The 17,664-nt window shown below is 59.3% G+C and carries 18 protein-coding genes; 8 read left to right on the top strand and 10 right to left on the bottom strand.

Translation table 11 applies throughout. The annotated features are described in order from the left end of the window. Positions 1-40: 40 nt before the first annotated feature. Complete coding sequence (locus P3C29_RS19230) at positions 41-1,018, bottom strand: helix-turn-helix domain-containing protein (RefSeq protein ID WP_201123962.1); 978 nt, start codon at positions 1,016-1,018, stop codon at positions 41-43. Positions 1,019-1,482: 464 nt separating this feature from the next. On the opposite strand from P3C29_RS19230, the gene P3C29_RS19235 reads away from it, so the two are divergent. The 3 genes from P3C29_RS19235 to P3C29_RS19245 all read left to right on the top strand — a co-directional run bounded on the left by P3C29_RS19235 (position 1,483) and on the right by P3C29_RS19245 (position 5,465). Beyond that, positions 1,483-1,704 carry a hypothetical protein gene (locus P3C29_RS19235; protein WP_201123961.1) on the top strand — a complete coding sequence of 74 codons (222 nt, stop codon included), beginning with the start codon at positions 1,483-1,485 and terminating at the stop codon, positions 1,702-1,704. Continuing rightward, the gene (locus P3C29_RS19240) at positions 1,701-3,194 is read left to right on the top strand and encodes a cytosine permease (protein WP_242487062.1); all 1,494 of its coding nucleotides are present in this window, start codon (positions 1,701-1,703) and stop codon (positions 3,192-3,194) included. The genes P3C29_RS19235 and P3C29_RS19240 overlap by 4 nt, the downstream gene beginning before the upstream one ends. 129 nt (positions 3,195-3,323) lie before the next feature. Then, entirely contained in the window at positions 3,324-5,465 is a 2,142-nt protein-coding gene (locus P3C29_RS19245) for a methyl-accepting chemotaxis protein (protein ID WP_201123958.1), read from the top strand. Positions 5,466-5,477: 12 nt separating this feature from the next. Here P3C29_RS19245 and P3C29_RS19250 read toward each other — a convergent pair whose 3' ends face one another. Beyond that, the gene (locus P3C29_RS19250) at positions 5,478-6,134 is read right to left on the bottom strand and encodes a TetR/AcrR family transcriptional regulator (protein ID WP_275965203.1); all 657 of its coding nucleotides are present in this window, start codon (positions 6,132-6,134) and stop codon (positions 5,478-5,480) included. 171 nt (positions 6,135-6,305) lie between these two features. Here P3C29_RS19250 and P3C29_RS19255 point away from each other — a divergent pair, with 171 nt between their 5' ends. Together P3C29_RS19255 and P3C29_RS19260 are read left to right on the top strand one after the other, a co-directional pair. Further along, a complete protein-coding gene (locus tag P3C29_RS19255) occupies positions 6,306-7,190 on the top strand; it encodes an NAD(P)-binding domain-containing protein (RefSeq protein ID WP_275965204.1) in 885 nt (294 codons plus the stop codon). Then, a complete protein-coding gene (locus P3C29_RS19260) occupies positions 7,187-7,933 on the top strand; it encodes an SDR family oxidoreductase (protein WP_275965205.1) in 747 nt (248 codons plus the stop codon). Before P3C29_RS19255 ends, P3C29_RS19260 begins: the two co-directional genes overlap by 4 nt. A 370-nt stretch (positions 7,934-8,303) precedes the next feature. Here the strand turns inward: P3C29_RS19260 and P3C29_RS19265 are convergent, their stop codons facing one another. Beyond that, positions 8,304-9,305: a helix-turn-helix domain-containing protein gene (locus P3C29_RS19265; protein ID WP_275965206.1), complete on the bottom strand. Its 1,002-nt coding sequence runs from the start codon at positions 9,303-9,305 to the stop codon at positions 8,304-8,306. Between the two features lie 67 nt (positions 9,306-9,372). On the opposite strand from P3C29_RS19265, the gene P3C29_RS19270 reads away from it, so the two are divergent. Further along, positions 9,373-10,104: a DJ-1/PfpI family protein gene (locus P3C29_RS19270; protein ID WP_201123946.1), complete on the top strand. Its 732-nt coding sequence runs from the start codon at positions 9,373-9,375 to the stop codon at positions 10,102-10,104. A gap of 68 nt (positions 10,105-10,172) precedes the next feature. Here P3C29_RS19270 and P3C29_RS19275 read toward each other — a convergent pair whose 3' ends face one another. The 5 genes from P3C29_RS19275 to P3C29_RS19295 all read right to left on the bottom strand — a co-directional run bounded on the left by P3C29_RS19275 (position 10,173) and on the right by P3C29_RS19295 (position 14,253). After that, positions 10,173-11,006: an oxidoreductase gene (locus P3C29_RS19275; RefSeq protein WP_275965207.1), complete on the bottom strand. Its 834-nt coding sequence runs from the start codon at positions 11,004-11,006 to the stop codon at positions 10,173-10,175. 69 nt (positions 11,007-11,075) lie between these two features. Beyond that, positions 11,076-11,273, bottom strand: coding sequence for a hypothetical protein (locus tag P3C29_RS19280; RefSeq protein WP_275965208.1), 198 nt, complete (start codon positions 11,271-11,273; stop codon positions 11,076-11,078). 1 nt (position 11,274) lies between these two features. Next, positions 11,275-13,128, bottom strand: coding sequence for an FUSC family protein (locus tag P3C29_RS19285; protein ID WP_275965249.1), 1,854 nt, complete (start codon positions 13,126-13,128; stop codon positions 11,275-11,277). 17 nt (positions 13,129-13,145) lie between these two features. Continuing rightward, positions 13,146-14,054 (bottom strand): HlyD family secretion protein, encoded by a 909-nt coding sequence (locus P3C29_RS19290; protein WP_275965209.1) that lies wholly within the window; start codon positions 14,052-14,054, stop codon positions 13,146-13,148. A 10-nt stretch (positions 14,055-14,064) separates the two neighbouring features. After that, positions 14,065-14,253 (bottom strand): DUF1656 domain-containing protein, encoded by a 189-nt coding sequence (locus P3C29_RS19295; protein ID WP_201126170.1) that lies wholly within the window; start codon positions 14,251-14,253, stop codon positions 14,065-14,067. Between the two features lie 136 nt (positions 14,254-14,389). Between P3C29_RS19295 and P3C29_RS19300 the strand changes: the two genes are divergently transcribed. Next, positions 14,390-15,175 (top strand): helix-turn-helix transcriptional regulator, encoded by a 786-nt coding sequence (locus tag P3C29_RS19300; protein ID WP_275965211.1) that lies wholly within the window; start codon positions 14,390-14,392, stop codon positions 15,173-15,175. On the opposite strand, the gene P3C29_RS19305 is transcribed toward P3C29_RS19300, so the two are convergent. Then, positions 15,172-16,077, bottom strand: a complete 906-nt coding sequence (locus P3C29_RS19305; protein WP_275965212.1) for a LysR family transcriptional regulator — start codon at positions 16,075-16,077, stop codon at positions 15,172-15,174. The genes P3C29_RS19300 and P3C29_RS19305 overlap by 4 nt on opposite strands. Before the next feature lie 137 nt (positions 16,078-16,214). Here P3C29_RS19305 and P3C29_RS19310 point away from each other — a divergent pair, with 137 nt between their 5' ends. After that, positions 16,215-16,406, top strand: coding sequence for a DUF2790 domain-containing protein (locus P3C29_RS19310; protein WP_275965213.1), 192 nt, complete (start codon positions 16,215-16,217; stop codon positions 16,404-16,406). On the opposite strand, the gene P3C29_RS19315 is transcribed toward P3C29_RS19310, so the two are convergent. Then, positions 16,403-17,650 carry an OprD family porin gene (locus P3C29_RS19315; RefSeq protein WP_275965214.1) on the bottom strand — a complete coding sequence of 416 codons (1,248 nt, stop codon included), beginning with the start codon at positions 17,648-17,650 and terminating at the stop codon, positions 16,403-16,405. The genes P3C29_RS19310 and P3C29_RS19315 overlap by 4 nt on opposite strands. Positions 17,651-17,664: the final 14 nt, after the last annotated feature.

Raw genomic sequence — 17,664 nt, forward strand, 5'->3', positions numbered from 1 at the left:
AGCCGGCCTCGAAAGGGCCGGCTTTTTCATGGCCGCCGCTTTAATGATGACGTCGACTCGCCCCCAAACGGCTGACCGTCTCGGAAGGCAACTCGCCAAAAAAATCCTGGTAGTACTTTGAGAAACGCCCCAAATGGCTGAAGCCGGAATCCAGGGCTGCGCCCTGGATGGTGTCTTGGGGTGAAGACATCAACAGCTTGCGGGCCATATTCAACCGTACCGACCTCAAGTAGTTCAGCGGCGTCATGCCCAACACGTCCTCGAAACTGTATTGAAGCGTACGGCGACTGATCCGTAGGTGATTGCAGAGGTCCAGCACGCCGATGTCTTCATCCTGGACACGCTGGGCAAAAAACTCACAGCTCTTTTCCACGATGTATGTCCGGGTGGACGGTGGAATCACCAGCCGGCTTGAACGATCGAAGTCAAGAATCTCCTGAACGCAGCCGAACACCCTCTCCAGGCTGGTGCTGAACGGTGTCAGCCCGATGCCTGCGTGAACGTCACTCAGATGCGATTTGAGGTTCACTTCGAAATCGACCTGGGTCGCCGGGGCAGGTTGAACGAATCGCTCGAACGGCTTGGACTCGCCGCCCAGGAACGTCTCCGTGTTGAAGCGCTCAAAAAAAGCCGCTTTGCTGACCGTCAACATCAGCGCTTCGATGGGCGCCTTGGCGACCGCATGGAATGAGCGCCCCGATGAGACATGGAAGGTGTTCGCATTGACGTACCGGCCATTGAGCAACACATCCTCAGCTGAGCGTACGTTGACGATGACGATCGAATCCAGCGGCACATGGCAGATCTGCTCCACACAGGGACTGTCCATCGTCTCGCGCGTGATCAGCACCTTCCCGGCAATGGAGTGGCTGGCGATGGCGCCGTGAAAAGGTGCCTTTTTCTCCAGCTGGTGGTAGCGGTTGTCATCCCATTCGCTCAGGCATCCCGCGTGCTCGAAGGCATCGTGGCTTTCCATAAAGCGGAACTGGTTAGCGTTGGGTGGGGTAAGAGTGGCCATGGTGCGATCTCGCAGTGTCTCAGGTGACGCCTGCCTGTATGCAAGCCTTGCGCCGTTTCACTATCACCCACTCCGAAATTTCGACTCATGGCAGAGGAAAGTGTCTAGAGCGCACCTTCCAGCCAGAGCACGAAACCCCCAGCGCATCCGAAGCCAGGGGCGGTGTGTGTCATCGCTCGACGCACTGACCACAAACTGGGTCGCCCGACCCATACAGGTGCGAATTTACTCAACCCCTATCGGTTGAACCGGGAACAAACTACCCACGCGGGCAGGCGGCCGGCTGTCGCCACTATCGGCAGACGGATTGCCAAAAACGGATACGAGGCGCCGGCTGGCCCGGCGTAGGCTGAAAACCGGTCGCATTAACCGGCGCCCGGCAACACTGAATACCGCTGCCATAATAATTCTCTAAAACAGCCAAAGCGGACGGCCTCGCAAGCACACGTCCAGAGAGCAACCACATGAGCAAAACTGATGTTGGACACGGCACAGGAATGATGACTACAAGCGAAAGCTTGAACACGGATCTGTTGAAACAACTGGAGGCCATGAACCAGCCTGAGCATACGCATTCCGAATGTTGGAGCAGCGCTGCCCCGCTCGTTAGAGAAGCTTCGTTGTGGATTCTCCTTGGTGCGACCCTGTGGATCGGCACCTTGATGGCGGTGGGAGCAACGGCATGAGCACGTCACAGAGTGTCGAACAAGAAGCGCTCGCGGGTCGGCTGCCGGTGCTGTCGGGCAACCGCGTGTACAAATCCTATGGCTCGTTCCTGTGGACCTGTTGTGCATTCAGCGCCGCCACCTGGGCCTTCCTGATTGGCAGTTACCTGCCGTATGTCGGGGATTGGCGGCTCGGGGTCATGGGCTACGTGATTGGCCTGATTATCGGCATGGCGCTGGTGTCGCTCGCGTCTGGCGTCCCCAGCTACAAATACGGCACCGACCCGATCGATACGGCCAAGGCATCGTTCGGCTATCGCGGCATCGTGGTGCCGTTGTTCGGTCTGATGGCCACCTTGATCGGCTGGTCTTATGTGGTCGAGGCGCTGACCGCCAGGGGTGCGGCAAACGTCGCAGCGACCGTCACAGGCACCCAGGTCACTGGCGACTCACATGAGCATCTGGTCATCGGTGTGGCGCTGCTGGCGTTGTTCGTTGTCTGGATCATCGCCTGCAAGGGGCCGAAATTCTTTGAGCGCCTCAATGGCTATATCGGCCCGTTGCACATGCTGATCACCTTGGTGATGTTCGGCATCCTAGTGCACAAGTTCGGCCTCGACAGCCTGTGGCACAACCAGGTGCCGCAGGACCAGATGCTCTCCCATGATCCCGTACAGGGCTTGGCACTTGCGGTCGAATTTGGCGTCTCCAACTCCATGACGTGGTGGCCGATCATGGGTGGCCTGACGCGACTGGTCAAAAGCAAACACCATGTCATGGGCCCCTCGATCATTGGCGTTGGCATCCTCGGTGCAGCCGTTGTCTCAACGGTCGCGGCCCTTGCGGCGATCAGCGCAGGCACCTATGACCCGACGATCTGGATGATTGCCGTTGGTGGGCCGGTGTTCGGATCCATTGTGATGAGCGTGGTTCTCACGGCCAACATTGCGACCATGGTGGTGATGATGTACCTGGCCGGGGTTTCCATTCAGCAGGTGAAGTTCTTCGCGCGATTGAAATGGGAACTGCTGCTCGCGCTGCTCCTGCTGCCCGGCGTGTACTTTGCCTTCGAAACCGAATGGCTGCTGTCCAAGGTGATGAGTTGGCTGTCGTACAACGGCGTGATGTTCGTCGGCATCTCAGGCATCACCTTGGTGGACTACTTCATTCTGCGACGCGAACAACTGGACGCGCCCAGCCTGTTCGCCACACGTAACAGCCATTACGCCTACTGGGGCGGGGTCAACTGGATCGCCGTCGGCATCAGCATCGTGGCCGTGGTGGGCTACCTGGCGATGTACGATCCGGTGACGGTGGCGATGAACGGGTGGTTCCGCTACCTCGGCGCGTCCATTCCGGTCATCGCCCTCTCGGGCGCCGCGTATTACCTGGCGGTAAGGCTCATCGTGGCGCCATTGGGCAAAGGTCACTACACAAAAGGAACGGCGCTCAGTAGCCGCCCCACACTTGACCCTATCCCAGGGCCCGGCGCCATGAAGGTCAGCCTCTAACGCCCTGCTGCAATCCAGCCCATGCCCAGCTTCCGCTGACCCGGCATATGGTTCCCTTTCGGGGCGTCTTATTGGCGCCCTTTTTTTTGCGGTGCACATAGTTACCTATACCCAAAGAAGGCGCTGCGCATGCCATCGATTTATTCAATAAAATTCAGGATGCTCGCCCTGACGGGCCTTTGCCTGCTAACCATGCTGGCAAGCGTCATAGCCATCAACCTCTATCAAGGCAAAATCTCCTCCAAAGAGATCAGAAAGCAAAGCGCCGAACTTTTGGAAATTGCCGCGCGCGACCAATTGATCGGTACCGGTAAAGCCCAGCAATTACGTATCGAACACAAGTTCAGCAACGCCAACCAGATGGCGCAGCTTGTGGCGCTGCAAATGAGCACGCTGCGGGACCAGTACGCCGAGGGCAGTATCAACGCTGAAAACTTGCGCCGCAACATGGTTAAAAGTATCCATCAAGCGATCGTCTCCAACCCCGCCTTCCTGGGGTTGTACGTCGCGTTCGAACCCGGCCAGGCGGGCGGAGAGGATCTGGACTTCAAGGGCAAGGCTGAGTTCGGTTCAAACGAAACCGGACGTTTTTCAACCTACTACTCGCGTTACGGCAGCATTGACTTCGAACTGACTGCCCTGGACGAAAAAGCCATCAATGGCGACCAGCTCAACACCAGTGGCCAACCGATGAACTATTGGTACAGTTGTTCGAAAAGCACACTCAAGCCTTGCATCACCGCGCCTTACTTCGACACCTTGAATGGGCACACCGAAGGGCTGGTCTCGCTGGCTTTGCCTTATATGGAAAAGGGTAAATACATTGGGGTGCTGGTGGTGGATTTGAGCCTGAACGACCTTCAGGAACAAAGTGTGGAACTGGCTCGGGGCATCTACAACGGACACTCCACAGTGAGTGTCGTCAGCGATACCGGGATCATCGCCGCCAACAGCGCTTCAGCGAAAACAATGGGCAAGCCCGCTTCAGAAATCTGGCCGGATTATGGTGCCCGACTTGAGCGTGGAACTTTCGAATCGGGTGTGGTGCTGGCGCGTGAACAAGACAATTACCAACTGTCACTGCCCTTCTCGCCTATTGAAAATTCCGCCCCCTGGGCCGTAAAGATCGATGTGCCTTGGGATACGCTCATGGCCCCCTCCGAGAAACTGGCAGACCAGCTCGATACCAGACGGCATCTGAGTACGTGGCATATGCTGGTTTCGGCCTCCGTGCTGGGGGCCTTTGGACTGGCACTGTGTGCGCTGGTCATTCACAAATCGTTGCGGCCGCTTCATCTGATCACACAAATGATCAAGGACATCGCCAGCGGCGACGGCGACCTGACTCGGCGGATCAACTATTACCAGCCCAACGAACTGGGTGAGCTTTCAAACGGCTTCAACCGCTTTCTGGACCAGTTGCATCATTTGATCAAAGAGATCCATGCCGCTACGGGGCAAACGCGTGAGGCCACTCAGCATGCGGCAACGATTGCGCACGCCACCCGCAGCCAGTTGCGCGCACAGGCCAGCGAGGTTGACCAGGTTGCTACAGCGTCGAATGAAATGGCCGCAACGGCCCAGGAAATGGCGCGAAACACAGGCTACGCCGCCGACTCTGCACAAGACAGCCACCGAGCTGGATCACGAGCAGACCAAATCATTATCAGCGCCAGCCAAACCATCCAGAAGCTGTCCCTTGGCATGGCGCAAAACATGTCGGAGGTCAGAACGCTCGCTGACAGCAGCACCGAAATCAGTTCGGTGCTGGAAGTCATACGGGGAATCGCCGAGCAAACTAACCTGCTCGCCTTGAATGCCGCCATCGAGGCTGCGCGAGCAGGTGAGGCAGGCCGTGGTTTTGCGGTCGTTGCAGACGAAGTTCGCACGCTGGCACGACGCACCCAAGAATCTGTCGCCAGGAGCCAGTTCGTCATCGAAACGCTCCAGCACAATACCGACAATGTCGTTGCGGCGATGAGTGTGAGCCATGCATTGACCAGCACTACGGTCGAAGAGTTTGCCAAGGTAGGCCACGCACTGGGGCAAATGAGCGTCGGGGTAGAGAAAATCAGCGATTTGACGCTGCAGATTGCCACGGCTACCGAAGAGCAGAGCAATGTGGCGGATGAAGTCAGCACCAACGTCAGCAACATCAGGGACTTTACTCGGACACTGGCACAGAATGCAGAAATACTGGAAACCGTCAGTGTCCGCCTGGACCAACTGGCTAAAATCCTTGAACAGAAAGTCGGCCACTTCAAAATCTGAGTCGCCGGGTGGTTATAGGAGGTCAGCCTTCGCGGGCATTAGAATGGTCGTCCATAAAGCGATCGCCGTTTCGACCATTTGCTCGCGAACGCCGGATGTCGGATTTAGCTGGTCCTGATAAAAGAAGATCCCATCGATTTGCGTCGCGATCAGTGCGGCGTAAGTACGCACCTGATCGTTTGGCAATTGGGGGCTGATCTCAGTAATCAACCGGCAAAAGCCCATAAGAAACTGATCGTACTGTTCAACCATCAATGCTTTGATAGACACGTCGTGACTGGCCAGCGCACCCATCTGGAAAAAGAATTTGCCGGTGGCGCAGTCCAGCGTGGCTGCGGAGTTTTCGCGGATAGCCACCGCCAACTTTTCAATTGGCGTCTCGGCGCGGGCTTGTTCGACCAACTGGTTCACCGACGCGACATAGTGGCCCAGCTTTGCCGCAATCATCTGGCGACAAAGATTCTCGGTATTGCCACAGTAGTGCTGAAGGTTGTTCAGGCTGATCCCCAACTCCTTGGCGACCTTGCGGGCGGAGAACTGCGCATAGCCGTCGCGGACGAAGACCATCGCGGCGGCATCGTTGATGTCTTCAATCTTCTTGAGCCGCTTGCCGGCACGACTGTAGGGGCTGGCGTCCCCATCTTTGATTCCACCGCGTTCTGATAGCACGCCCTGGCTGCTCCTTTATCGCGTTACCGCATCTTACGCCCATCCGAACTGCTCACTACAGGTGCGCGTAGGCCGCACCCGTCGAGTTGCCAATTTCGGATAAGCCGTATTAGCGCTGAAGCGTACATTTCGGTGCAGGCGACATCAATGCGATTACCTCAGGGGAATATCATGGCTCAACAACTCACGCTGCTTGGTACAGGCCTGATGGGTTCTGCTTTAGCGAGTTGCTATCTGAATCGCGGCGTGGCGGTGACGGTATGGAACCGCTCCCCTGGGAGGTGCGCTGCGCTAGTCAAAAACGGGGCACAAGCAGCGCCCAGCCTGGTGTCGGCGCTGGAGGCCAACTCTCTGGTGCTGGTCGTACTGCTGGATTACAGCGTTTTCAGAAGCGTCATGGAGGGACATGAACATTTGATCGCAGGCCGCGACTTTATCAATTTCATGACCGGTTCGGCGAAAGACGCCACCGAGCTCCAGGCCTACATCAATTCTCAGGGAGGGCATTATCTTGAGGCGGCAATAGAGGCCTACCCTGACGATATTGGCCGGGATAGCACGTTGATCCACTATTCGGGGCCCAAGGATATCTGGTCGCGGCATAAACCTCTGCTGCAATTGCCCGGCGCTGCTTCGCGCTGGATAGGCGAGTTAGCCAGCGCGGCCAATGTGTTGGACGCTGCCATGGCCGGTGCATTTTACAACACCGGTATTGGTGCTTTTCTGGAGGCCTTGGACTTCGCAGGGAAAGCTGGCGTCGGTATCGAACCACTCGAAGACTGCCTAGATTACTTTCTTGAACTGCTCAAGACTGAACTGACCGCGGTCATTAAACACCACAAGTCTAATGACTATCGAACAGACCAGGCGACCCTTTCAATCTATGTGGCGGCAGTGAAGTCCTGGCGCCAGACCATGCTCGATTGCGGGCAGCGCGCCAGCCTCTTCACCGCCAATCTTCACTGTATGGAAATGGCCGTGGCTGAGGGCCGCGGCCATCTCGGGATAGCCGCCACCTACGCCAGCCACCTTCAAGCCGCAGGTCAAACACAATGAACAGGCTTCAGGGCAAAGTCGCGCTGATTTCCGGCGCAGCATCGGGTATAGGCGCCGCCAGCGCTATCCGTTTTGCAGAAGAAGGCGCCAGGATTGCCTTGTGCGATATTGATAGTGCGAGGGCTGGCGGCGTTCTTGAGGCCATACACGAAATGGGTGGCGAAGCGCTGTTTATTCCACTGGATGTACGCGTTGAAGACAAGTGGGTAAGCGCGTTCGACGCGACCGTGGCGCGCTTCGGATTCGTCAATGTTGTGATGAACAGTGCCGGCATAGCATTGCCGGGTAGCGTCGAAACCATGAGCTTTGAAGATTGGAACAAAGAACTTTCGGTAAACCTGCACGGCACTTTCTTCGGCATAAAGCACGGGTTCAAGTACCTGAGAAACAGTGGAGGCTCGATCATCAATCTGTCTTCGATAGAAGGTATCGTCGGCCATCCGGAATATGCCGCTTACTGCGCCGGCAAGGGAGCCATCCGCAACCTCACCAAATCAGCGGCTTTGCATGCGGGTCGAAGTGGCTACAGGATTCGGGTCAACAGTATTCATCCTGGGTACATCGTGACGCCAATGATCGGGAATGACACAGTCGAACTGGAACGGCTGGCGAAGTTGCACCCCATCGGCTTTTTGGGCGAAGCGATCGACATCGCCAATATGGCGCTGTTTCTCGCTTCGGAAGAGTCGCGGTTTGCGACAGGGGCTGAATTTGTAGTCGACGGAGGGTTTATCGCACAGTAAAAAGCCCTGGCGAGCGTGTCCCCTTTACCTAGAGGGCTCACTTGGAGATTACAGATTAGAAACTACTCAATCAGGGCCTGGTTCAGAGTTTTTTGGGGATGCCTCGTAACGAGGTTCACGTAGACCGGTAACATCATCACCAAAAACCCACTGTTTGCTTCCTACGTGGTCAAGATCATCAAAATGTGGCGCAAGCCAATGGGGGCAAAATCGGGGGCATGTATAAAATTATTCTGCCTGAAAATATTGTTTTAGAGCCCAGAAAAATGTTTTTCGGGGATCCGGATAGCCTGTAATGGAATCCCCCCCCGACGGCGTCATCATCTTCGTTTGCCGGAAACAGCGCCGGCATGGTTCTGCGATGACAACGTTAGCTTGCCGAGTTGAAACGACGTCGGTACTCCGTGGGCGTGAGGCCAACGACTCTCCGGAACCGTGAACGGAAGGTCACCGCAGACCCGAATCCGGAAAGAAATGCCGTTTGATCAATCGATGTCTCGCTCTCCTCAAGCAATGCACGCGCTCGATCAATGCGGGCGGTGAGAAGCCACTGTAGAGGTGTAGTCCCGGTCTGTTCTTGAAATCGCCGAGCGAAGGTGCGAGAGCTCATGTTGGCACGCGCCGCAAGATTGTCGACCGTGTGCGAACTGCTCAGATTGTCCCGTATCCATTCGATCAAGGGCATTAAGCTCGTTGAAGAGCCTGGAAGCTCCTGACGAATGAACTGCGCCTGACCACCGTCACGGTACAGTGGCGCGACCGCTAGGCGGGCAGTGTTTGCCGCAACAGACTGACCATAATCGCGTCGCACGAGATGCAAACACATATCTAATCCTGCTGACGCGCCGGCCGAAGTCACGATGCTTCCTTCATCGACGAATAGAACATTAGGTTCTACTTGTATCTCTGGGTGAAGCTTGGCCAAGTCCTCGGCGAAACGCCAATGGGTGGTAGCGCGTTTTCCATCAAGAAGACCGCTCGCGGCAAGGATAAAAGCCCCCGTGCAGATTGACACCAATCTTGCACCACGAACATATGCCTCGCGAAGGGCGATGCTTACTGCCTCTGGAACCTCTCCAAACGGGTCTTCACACCCTGGAACGACAATAGTGTGGGCGAGCTCAAGACGGTCGAGGCCGTACCGCACCTGCATATCAAAACCAGCAGACCGAATTGTCCGCTCGGGTGCGCACACCTCAACCTCGTATGCGTTGCTGCCATCGACCTGGGAAGCCAACGCGAAAACCTGATAGGCGATACCAAAGTCCAACGGCACTACGTCATTCAATACCAGAACCGCAATTTTATGCACGACGTTGGCCTCCGCTCTCACACTCAAAACAATTGGCAGTAAACGATCGCTTGATGTCATTTAAGCCACTCACCTGTAGCGTCCAGCAGGAATACTCTTTCGTCAACCACGACGCGAGGAGACGGTAATGCCTGATGAGATGAGCAATACGATTGAAGACCGCCAACTGCAGATTGGCATGGTGATTTTTCCTGGTTTCACTCTGCAGGACTTGGCTGGCCCACAGACGGCGTTCGGCCTTCATGCCAGGACCCACATCATCTGGAAGACGCTGGAGCCCGTTCCCACGGATATGGGCGTCACCCTGAACCCCACGATCACGATTGATGACGTTCCAGATAACCTGGACGTGCTGTTTGTCGCAGGTGGCGGAGGAACGCCTGAAATCATGAAGGACCAGGAGCTGCTCGATTTTATTGCTCGCGCAGGAAAGACGGCCACCTATGTAACCGCCGTGTGCACAGGCTCTGTACTTCTTGCTATGGCGGGACTACTGGAGGGCTACCGTGCAGCGACCTATTGGCCTTTCTACGCACCCCTCATCGCACTGGGTATCGAACCGAGCTACGAACGGGTATGCGTCGACAGGAACCGAATCACAGGTGGCGGTGTAACGGCAGGTATCGACTTTGCGCTGAAGGTCATCGCCGAGCTCAAAGGTCGGGACGCGGCTGAGTTTACGCAACTCGTGCTCGAGTACGACCCGCAGCCGACAATGCGCTCGGGCAACCCACGTACCGCGCGGCCAGAGATCGTCGCACAGATAACGGGGTTGTGGGGGCGAACTGACGAGGCGGTAAGAGTCGCGAATGAGCATATGGAGCGTCGAGCGCAGTTATCAAAACGGGTTCCCGCCTGATCGTAGCTCCGTAACGTTGTTCTCGCCGAACCTCGATCAGTAAACCCGGACAGCCGCTGATCCACCGCTCAACCATCGGTAGACCGCGTGAGTGCCTCCCACTGATCGATATCCCGCAGGGACTGCGCGAGTTTTTCCCGCACATAACCCAGCGCATCACTGCCCAGCAGCAGATGCGCCGGTGGGTTGTCGCTGGCAATCAGCGTCAACATCGCCTGTGCGGCTTTTTGCGGGTCACCCAGTTGGTGGCCGCTTTTCTCCTCCCGCGCCTGGCGCACCGGATCAAAGCTGGCGTCGTAGTCGGCAATGCTGCGGGGCGTACGCTGCATCGAGCGGCCCGCCCAATCGGTGCGAAACGAGCCCGGCGCCACCGCGGTGACAAAAATATTGAATGGCTTGAGTTCCTTGCTCAGGGTGTCGGAAATTCCCTCCAGGGCGAACTTGCTACCGCAGTAGTAGGCAATGCCCGGCATGGTAATCGTGCCGCCCATGGACGTGATGTTGATGATGTGACCGCTGCGGCGCTGGCGCAAGTACGGCACGAAGGCCTTGGTCACGGCCACGGCGCCGAACACGTTGACGTCGAACTGACGACGCATGTCTTCCAGCGGCGACTCTTCGAAAATGCCCTCGTGCCCGTAACCTGCGTTGTTCACCAGGACATCCACCGGCCCGAAGCGGGTCTCGACCTCGGCAACGACACTGTCGATGCGTTCAAAGTCCGTGACATCGAGGATTACCCCGTGGGCACGCTCCGCGGACAACGCCTCAAAGGCTTGCAGCGCTTCTTCGTTACGCACGGTACCGATGACACGGTGGCCGGCGGCCAACGCCTCTGCCGCCAGCGCCTTGCCGAAGCCGCTGCTGATGCCGGTGATGAACAGGGTTTTGTGAATACTCATGGGAAATACCTCTCGGTTGACGTGCACCCATGGTAGTCAGCTAATCACCGTCGACCTATGCCGGTAAATCTATGAGCGTTGCCTATTCCTATCAGCTTCGCCTGGTGCCGGATGCTGCTCGCCCGCCCGACGCTCAGTGCGCTTTTCTTGCTCTTGCCTGAATTGCTGCTGCCAGCGCGCCAGCGCCTCAGCCCCGTCCGATGCCTGCACCGCGACGGGTGCAGACACGATCATCCCGAACAGCGTCCAGACTAGGAGTTGCTTCATTTCATCTCACCTTCGTTGTGTTGGCTGAAACCTGTGTGTAGTGGTCGAGCAACCCCGCCAAGTCCTGGTAGCAAGCCGCCAGGTCGTGGGCGCCCAGCCGGGTCAATGACCTTGATGTTCGCCGGGCCTGGGCCGCGCTGATCGCTGAATGGGAGGCATGCCTGGAAATGCGCCGGTTGCCGGTTTGCACGCACTGGGCGATGGATGAGTCGGGGTCCAGGTCGCGTGTCTTGCGGTGCAGCAACCTCAACTGCCGGCCCAATTGAAGCGACACTGAACCGGCCTCATCGGCGCCCGACAGCGCCTGCAAGGCAACCATCCGGTGCTGTTGCGTTGCCTGCCACTTGAGCAGGTCCATGCGGTGCCCATGGCGAAGTAACCGGCGCGTGTCCTTGTGCAGGGCCCTCCTCAGGACGTGAGCGTGGCTGGCGGTTTTCCCCGGTATGAGCTGGAAGGCCAGCAGGCAGATAGCGATCGTCAACATCCAGGCGAGTGCCTGATTGGCGAAGTCGGTGAAGTCGTATTGGGCGGTCCCGCCGGTGCCGACGAGGGTGTTAAAGGTAATCAGGTAGGCGATGCCTTGCAGGGCATGGCGCGGCCGGGTGGTGGCATGAATCCCGACCGACCAGAACGCAATCAGCACCACCGTGAGCAACCCGAATCCGCTGACATGGGGCAACAGCAGGAACTTGCACCCCGCCGCTGCCAGTATTCCGTAGAAGATTCCCCTGGCAAAGCTTGCGATGCCTTGCTCGGGCGCCGGGCTGATGGCCAGCAAGGTGCAGAACGGACCCAGTACGGCCAGCAAGGTTGGCCCCTGGTCCCAGCCGGTGAGGTACCAGACAGCCCCGGTCGCCAGCGTGGCCAGCAAGGCCCGCACGCCGTTACGCACTGCGGCGCCGTAATGCCGGTGGAAGCCCACGGCGCGGGCTGGCGGTTGCGGTGCGCGCTCAAGGCAGGCAAAACTCGACAAGGCGCTGGCCAGGTCGGTCAGTTGTTCATTCAGGCGTTGTTGGCCCGCACTGCTTTCAAGGCTGGATTGCAGCGCCCGGACGCGGTCGGCCGCCACGGCAAACCCGGGCATGGCTTGCGCCAGTTGTTGCAGGTCCGCGCCGATTCGAGCCTGCGAAGGCAACACACACTCGTCCAGCACCACGGCATGTAAGTACGCAAGCCCGGCCTGCAGGGTCACCCGCCTGGTGCGGATCAGGAATGACTCACCACGACCCATCCCGAGCAGTTCGTCCACCTTGCTGATATCGAGGGTGAGCGGGCCCGGCGCACTCGTCGTTTCTGCGTTAACCCGCGTGGCCAGCACACCCAGGGTGCGGGACGAGACGTCCTGAAGCGCCGTGTGCAGTGTGCGCTCCACGGTCTTGCGGCTGAACAGCGTGGCCACCAGGCTCAGGCTCAACACCCCGAGTACCACGGCGGTGCCCCGCCCGACGAGATGCTCGAAACCTTGCTGCGGCGCGACAATGGCCGGCCCCAGGGCAAGACAAACGGTGTAGCCGGCAACCACCGCCGCCGTGGCCTGGTAGTGCCGAAGCACGGTCATGGCACCGACACAAAGGCCGAGCCACACCCCGATCCCGAGGATAAACAGCAGCATTTTCTGGGCGAACAGGCTGATCAGCACCAGCGCGACAGCCAACCCCACCAGGGTGCCCAGCACCCGGTTGAACCCCTTGCCGACCACCGCGCCCTGTAGCGGGTGGATCAGCAGCAACACCGTTGAAGCCGCCGAGAACGGCGAATCCAGGTGCAATTGGAACCCCAGCCACAGGGCCAATGAGGCCGCCATCAGACTGCGCACCACGTAGCCAGATGTAGCCGGTTCCCATGCCCCAAGCATGCGCAGCGCCCGGACCCTCACATGAATGCCTGGAGCCATTGCACAAGCCTCCAGCGCGGTGCGGCCCCTGCCTCCGCGACCTCGACGCTGGCGGTCATCCCGGCTGCCAGCTCTACGTCCTGCGGCACGGTGTCCAGTTCAATCCGCACCGGCACGCGCTGGGCCAGGCGTATCCAGCTGAACGTCGGCGCCACTTGGGGCAAGCCGCTGTTACTGCGCAACTCGTTACCGTCGGCAATGCCCCGGCCCATGCTCGCCACATGCCCTTCGAGCAGCGGTGCAAACCCCATGAGTTTGATTGACGCCCTGGCACCCACCCGGATACCGGCCAGCTTGGTCTCCTCGAAGTAACCGGTGACCCAGAAGCTATGGCTATCGACCACGAAGATATTGGTCTCGCCCGCCGCCGCGTAGTCACCCGGCTGCAGGCGCAATTGGGTCACATACCCGTCGACCGGTGAACGAATGGTGGTGGGGTCCAGGTCAAGCCGTGCATGGGCCAATTGGCTCTGCGCAGCCTCCAGGCGCGCCCTGGCTACGGCGAAGTCCCGGGCCGCATTGTCGGTTTCCTCCCGCGCGATGGCATCGCCGAGCTGATTGCGGCGTTTGAGCTGTGCGCTGCGCTGCTCGAACACACTGCGCGCCTCGGCAAGCTCGGCCATGCGCTGTTGCTGGGCCAGCAGGTAGCTGCTGCGGTCGATCTGGTACAGCAAGGCGCCCTTGGCCACCCACTGGTTGTCGCCCACCTGCAGTTGTTCCACCTGGCCGGACACCTCGGGGGCAATCCGGATGACTTGCGCGCTGACACGCCCGTCCCGCGTCCAGGGTGCCAATTCATACGCGCGCCACAACTGGGTGCAGAACAGCAACGCCGTCAGCCCAAGCACCAGGGTGACGAGGGTCTTGAGGATGTCCTTGAGGGTCATTGCGGCGCCCTCAACACGTCAGGACAAGGGTCGAGAGCACGATCAGCGACACAAAAAAGCGCGCCAGGCTCGGGTGCCAGGCCCAGTCCAGCCAGCGTCGCAGGGTCCGCTCCAGCAGCCCGTACACCAGGGCGGCAACCCCCACGTAGAGCAGGAACGGAGGCAGGTAGAGGTGGGCAATCGTAATTTCGCTGAGCATCGGTTGAATCTCGCAGTCGGCAATCACCTTGATCGCCTTGGTGACGATGGTAGGGACTGCAAGGTCGTGCCGATATTGAGTATGCTGCCAGCATATAATCAAATTCGGACAATCGAGGCGACAGGGCGTGGGCGAGATGAAGCTTCAAGGAATTGATCAATTCGAGCTGGACAGTTTCGCCCAGCCCGCCGTCGCGCTGATGCTCGGCAGCCAGCGCAACGACACCGAATTCCCCGTGCACAGCCACCGCAAAGGCCAGTTGGTGGTGGCGTACCACGGCGGCATCGTGTGCACCGTAGAGGATGGCGTGTGGATGGTGCCGTCGGGCTTCGGCGTATGGATTCCCGGCGGTGTTGCCCACAGCAACCGGGTGACCGCCAACGGCAGGATCGGCTTTCTGTTTGTCGAGCCGGGCGCCGCCGCGTTACCGGAGAAATGCTGCACGCTGGTGCTATCCCCGCTGATCCTGGAGCTGATCCTGCACCTGAGCGCCCAGGCCCAGGATTATCCGCCCGCGAGTGCCAATGCCCGCGTGGCGAGCGTGCTCCTGGAACAATTGGAGCTGGCCCCCTCGGAGCAGTTGTACCTGCCACTTCCCGCCACCGCGCAGTTGCGGTTTATCGCGCGCGGCCTGGCCCAGGACCCGGCCAATCGTTGCACCATGGCCCAATGGGCACGCCAGGTCGCCATGAGCGAGCGATCCCTGGCGCGCCTGGTCAAGAACGAAACAGGGCTGACATTTGGCCAGTGGCGCAAGCAATGGCAAATCATCGTGGCCTTGCAGAGCCTGGCCGAAGGCGAGTCGGTGCAACGAACCGCCGAGGCGCTGGGGTACGAGTCGGTCAGTTCGTTCATCAGCATGTTTCGCAAGACCCTGGGCTCGTCGCCGGCGCGCTACATCCGCGGTACCGCAACGCGCTAGCCCCACACCTGTTCAGCCAGCAACACTGGCAGATGCGCTTGCAAGAACGCCACCCACGTCCGCACCTTGGCATCCAGAAAGCGCCTCGACGGGTACACCGCAAAAATGCTCCGTTCCCTTAGCCGATAGGCGGGCAACAGCCGCACCAGCGAGCCGTCGCGCAACGCCGGGGCTGCGCTGAAAAACGGCAACAGGCTGATGCCCATGCCCTCCTGCGTGGCCTTGACCATCGCATCCGCGACATTGGTCCTGAAGGTATCACCCGGCGCAATCGCAATCTCGCCCTCCTCACCCTTGAACAGCCACGCATCTTCCTGGAAATCCTGAAGATGCAAGCGTCGATGTTGCATCAACTGCTGCGGATGCTCGGGCACGCCGTACCTGGCCAAGTACCCCGGCGCCGCACAGGGCACGCTGAACAACTGCCCCACCGTTTGGCTGACCAGCGCCGAATCCGGCAATGAATGGGCGATGGAAATCACCACGTCGTGGCCCTCTTCGAGCGGGTCCGGGTTGTGCTGTGACAGGGTCAATTCCATGCAAACGTCCGGGCAGTGCTCGCTGTAGCGGGCAATCAACGGCGTGATCAGCACCCCCAAGCCGCTCATGCAATGCACCCGCAACCGCCCGCGCGGGTTGAGGTGGGCGCCACTGGCTTCTGCCGTGGCTTCTCTCACGTCTTCAAGAATGTCGCGACAGCGCAACAGGAACCGCTCGCCCGAGTCTGTAAGGCTCAGGCGCCGGGTGGTGCGCTGCAACAGGCGGGTCTCTAGGTGTTTTTCCAGCTCGGCGATCAACCGCGACACGTGCGCCCCGGACATGCCCAGCGCCTGCGCCGCCGCCGCAAAGCTGCCCGTGTCGACAACCCGGGCAAACACCTGCATGCCATTGAGCAGGTCCATCAGCGCTGCCCCTCGATTGCTACCTGATCCGTACGAGTCATTCACCTGTTCCTGTCTTTATCCCGGCGGGGCAACCACTAAAATGAACCCTACTCACAGAGGGACTCATCATCAATATCAAATGGCTCAGTCTGATCATGCTGTTCACCGCCACCGGCGCCATGGCGGCCGTCAGCAATGAAGCGCCGGACATCCAGCGCATCGTTTCAATCTCACCCGTGCCCGGCAGTTGCCAGGTGGAACCGGCGACGATGGTTTATCTCGACAGCCAGGGCGTGCGCCACACCGTCAACTACCAGGTCATGGGTACTTGCCAGGGCGGCGTTTAAAGCAGCTTCCAGGTGTAACTGAGGATCAGCCGGTTCTCGTCGATATCACTGCGGTAGTTCGAACGCGCCATGACGTTGCGCACCCGAATACCCAGGCCACTCAAGGTGCCGCTTTGCACCACATACCCGATATCCAGGTCGCGCTCGCGGTCCTTGCCCTCGTAACCGGCGCCGGTGGTCACGTTGTTACCGGTGATATAGCGCACGGTGGTGGTCAGCCCGGGAATGCCCAGCGCAGCAAAGTCGTAGTCATAGCGCGCTTGCCAGGAGCGTTCGTCGGTGTAGGCGAACTCGTAGGTGGGCACCTCATTGCCCAATGGCGAGATATTGGCGAAGACCCGTGGGAACGCGCTGTCGCCGTACATGGCCTGGTAACCGACGTAGAAGATATGGCCGCCGTGCTTGGCCGACAGCAGCGAGAAAAACGCCTGGTTGTCGATCTTGCCGAGCAGTTTGTCGCCGTCTTCCCGGGCATCGTAGTAACCCAGGTTGGCGCCGAGTACCCAGTCGCCCATCGGCTGGCTGTGCTTGAGCCCGACAAAGTCCTGGCGATAGATGTCTTTCAACTGGCCGCGCCAGTAGCTGAGCGTGGTGCGGTTGGTGTTGAAGGCGTAGTCGCCGCCGACGTAGTTGAACGCATCACTTTCAGCGCCGCGCTGCGGCACGTGGCCGAGCATGGCGATCATCTTCTCGTCGCCGGCCTCGTTGCGCAGGCTGGTGGTGGTCAAGTGCCCGGCCTGCAGCGTAAGGCCGGCGATTTCACCGGAGCTGACACTCACGCCCTGATAGCTCGGCGGCAGCAGGCGGATATCGCTGAACGCCAGCACCGGCAGGTTGGGTTGCAGTTCGCCGACCTTCAACTCTGTCTTGGAGAACCTGGCCTTGAACGTCAGCCCCAAACGGCTGTAATCGTCCGGCACGCTGCCATCGCCCTTGACCGGGAGCAAGCCGGTATTGGTGCGGTCCGGGCTGCTGTCGAGCTTGAGGCCCAGGGTGCCCAGTGCATCCAAACCAAACCCGACGGGCCCCGGGGTGTAGCCGGATTTGTAGGTCAGGATAAAACCCTGGCCCCACTCCTCGGCCTTCGACTGTTTGTTGGCCCCGACGATGTCCGAGAAGTCGCGGCTGAAGTAGTAATTACGGGCCTGCAAGGTGGCCGTGGAACCTTCGATAAAACCACCCTCGGCCGCCGTCGCCGCAAGGGGCATGCCCAGCAGGGACAGCCAGATACGTTGTGTCTTCATGTCGTTGCTCTTGG

This window comes from Pseudomonas sp. 1912-s, from assembly GCF_029269205.1.
Classification (GTDB): domain Bacteria; phylum Pseudomonadota; class Gammaproteobacteria; order Pseudomonadales; family Pseudomonadaceae; genus Aquipseudomonas.

What these genes read in the sequence shown, in the direction of transcription:
- P3C29_RS19240 (WP_242487062.1), top strand. Translation starts at nt 1,701, where the DNA reads ATGAGCACGTCACAGAGTGTCGAACAAGAAGCGCTCGCGGGTCGGCTG.
- P3C29_RS19245 (WP_201123958.1), top strand. Translation starts at nt 3,324, where the DNA reads ATGCCATCGATTTATTCAATAAAATTCAGGATGCTCGCCCTGACGGGC.
- P3C29_RS19310 (WP_275965213.1), top strand. Translation starts at nt 16,215, where the DNA reads ATGCTGTTCACCGCCACCGGCGCCATGGCGGCCGTCAGCAATGAAGCG.
- P3C29_RS19290 (WP_275965209.1), bottom strand. Translation starts at nt 14,054, where the DNA reads ATGACCCTCAAGGACATCCTCAAGACCCTCGTCACCCTGGTGCTTGGG.
- P3C29_RS19280 (WP_275965208.1), bottom strand. Translation starts at nt 11,273, where the DNA reads ATGAAGCAACTCCTAGTCTGGACGCTGTTCGGGATGATCGTGTCTGCA.
- P3C29_RS19285 (WP_275965249.1), bottom strand. Translation starts at nt 13,128, where the DNA reads ATGCTTGGGGCATGGGAACCGGCTACATCTGGCTACGTGGTGCGCAGT.
- P3C29_RS19300 (WP_275965211.1), top strand. Translation starts at nt 14,390, where the DNA reads ATGAAGCTTCAAGGAATTGATCAATTCGAGCTGGACAGTTTCGCCCAG.
- P3C29_RS19270 (WP_201123946.1), top strand. Translation starts at nt 9,373, where the DNA reads ATGCCTGATGAGATGAGCAATACGATTGAAGACCGCCAACTGCAGATT.
- P3C29_RS19230 (WP_201123962.1), bottom strand. Translation starts at nt 1,018, where the DNA reads ATGGCCACTCTTACCCCACCCAACGCTAACCAGTTCCGCTTTATGGAA.
- P3C29_RS19265 (WP_275965206.1), bottom strand. Translation starts at nt 9,305, where the DNA reads ATGACATCAAGCGATCGTTTACTGCCAATTGTTTTGAGTGTGAGAGCG.
- P3C29_RS19275 (WP_275965207.1), bottom strand. Translation starts at nt 11,006, where the DNA reads ATGAGTATTCACAAAACCCTGTTCATCACCGGCATCAGCAGCGGCTTC.
- P3C29_RS19305 (WP_275965212.1), bottom strand. Translation starts at nt 16,077, where the DNA reads ATGGACCTGCTCAATGGCATGCAGGTGTTTGCCCGGGTTGTCGACACG.
- P3C29_RS19295 (WP_201126170.1), bottom strand. Translation starts at nt 14,253, where the DNA reads ATGCTCAGCGAAATTACGATTGCCCACCTCTACCTGCCTCCGTTCCTG.
- P3C29_RS19260 (WP_275965205.1), top strand. Translation starts at nt 7,187, where the DNA reads ATGAACAGGCTTCAGGGCAAAGTCGCGCTGATTTCCGGCGCAGCATCG.
- P3C29_RS19315 (WP_275965214.1), bottom strand. Translation starts at nt 17,650, where the DNA reads ATGAAGACACAACGTATCTGGCTGTCCCTGCTGGGCATGCCCCTTGCG.
- P3C29_RS19255 (WP_275965204.1), top strand. Translation starts at nt 6,306, where the DNA reads ATGGCTCAACAACTCACGCTGCTTGGTACAGGCCTGATGGGTTCTGCT.
- P3C29_RS19235 (WP_201123961.1), top strand. Translation starts at nt 1,483, where the DNA reads ATGAGCAAAACTGATGTTGGACACGGCACAGGAATGATGACTACAAGC.